This window comes from Parendozoicomonas verongulae (genome assembly GCF_009711465.1).
Taxonomy (GTDB): Bacteria; Pseudomonadota; Gammaproteobacteria; order Pseudomonadales; family Endozoicomonadaceae; genus Sansalvadorimonas; species Sansalvadorimonas verongulae.
In genome coordinates, this window is record NZ_SMME01000682.1 from 2,797 (window position 1) to 3,961 (window position 1,165).

Genomic DNA, 1,165 nt, shown 5'->3' on the forward strand with positions numbered 1-1,165 from the left:
AAGGCTTTACAGGAAAAAGATCATTTCGCTGAAGCTTTGCCTCTTTTCCAGGCTCTTTATGAAAGGCACTCAGTATCTTTCAATGATAAAAAAACCAATGGGCTGGCTCTGGCCGAACTCCACCGGCTCATAGGCTGCATGGATAATCTGAAAGCAGCTCTGGAAATCTATACCCAACTGCGTACCCAGGCGGCCGGAGGGCAGGCAAACGTACCCTGTGATGACAGGGACATCGAACTGGCCCTGGCTCAACATCTCCAGCGCATGGGCGGTAATACGAAAGCCGCTCTGGAGATCTATATCCGGCTGCGCGACAATGGGACCGAAGGGCTGGATAATGTCATTGCAGGTCTGAGGGCTCTTCAGAACCAGCGTGCGCCTTATGACCTCAGTACACACAGCTCTCCAGGCCCAGGCAGTTCTGGTAGTCATGGACCTAACCACGGCTTGGAAGACTCCTATATACCGCCAGCTCACGACATAGATGAGAGTTTCCGCCTTCTGGAAACCAACCCTCAAAGAGCATTAACCAAGACAGAGGCGTTATTAACAAAATACTCGGGAAGCCCATCTCAATATGTCCGTGTTATGCAATTAAAAGCCCAGGCTTTATTTCTTCTAAGCGATTTTGATGAGTGTGTTGAGTACATTAATTCTCTTCCACCAGAGTTTCAAAACAATAAAGAGGTGATAATGGTAAAAGCCCAGGCTTTACAGGCGAAAGGCCATCTCGTTGAAGCTTTACCCCTTTTCGAGTTCCTTTATGCAAGACACTCTGCATCTTTCAGTGAGAGAAAAACCAATGGGCTGGCTTTTGCCAATCACCTCTTGCTCATGGGCGGCAAGGATAATCAGGTAGCTGCCAATAACATCTACACCTGGCTGCGCACTCTGGCAGCCGGAGGGCAGGCAAACGTACCCTGTGATGACAGGGATATCGAACTGGCCCTGGCTAAACATCTCCAGCGCATGGGCGGTAATACGTGAGCCGCTCTGGAGATCTATACCCGGTTGCGCGACATGACGGCCAGTGGGATGATGCCCCTCTCCCGTCAGGCCAAAGAGATTAAACTGGGTATAGCAAGCATTCTCATTGATATGGGTGAATGGAGGCAGTTTGATGAATTGCAACTCGATAAGTACCCGGACCATTGCTTTCGAATAA

At 49.6% G+C, this 1,165-nt stretch carries 1 protein-coding gene; it reads left to right on the forward strand.

Annotated elements, in window-relative coordinates; genetic code table 11:
- The coding region (locus E1189_RS02780) for a hypothetical protein (protein WP_196221111.1) at positions 1-987 on the forward strand (987 nt) is incomplete at its 5' end.
- Between the last annotated feature and the right edge of the window lie 178 nt (positions 988-1,165).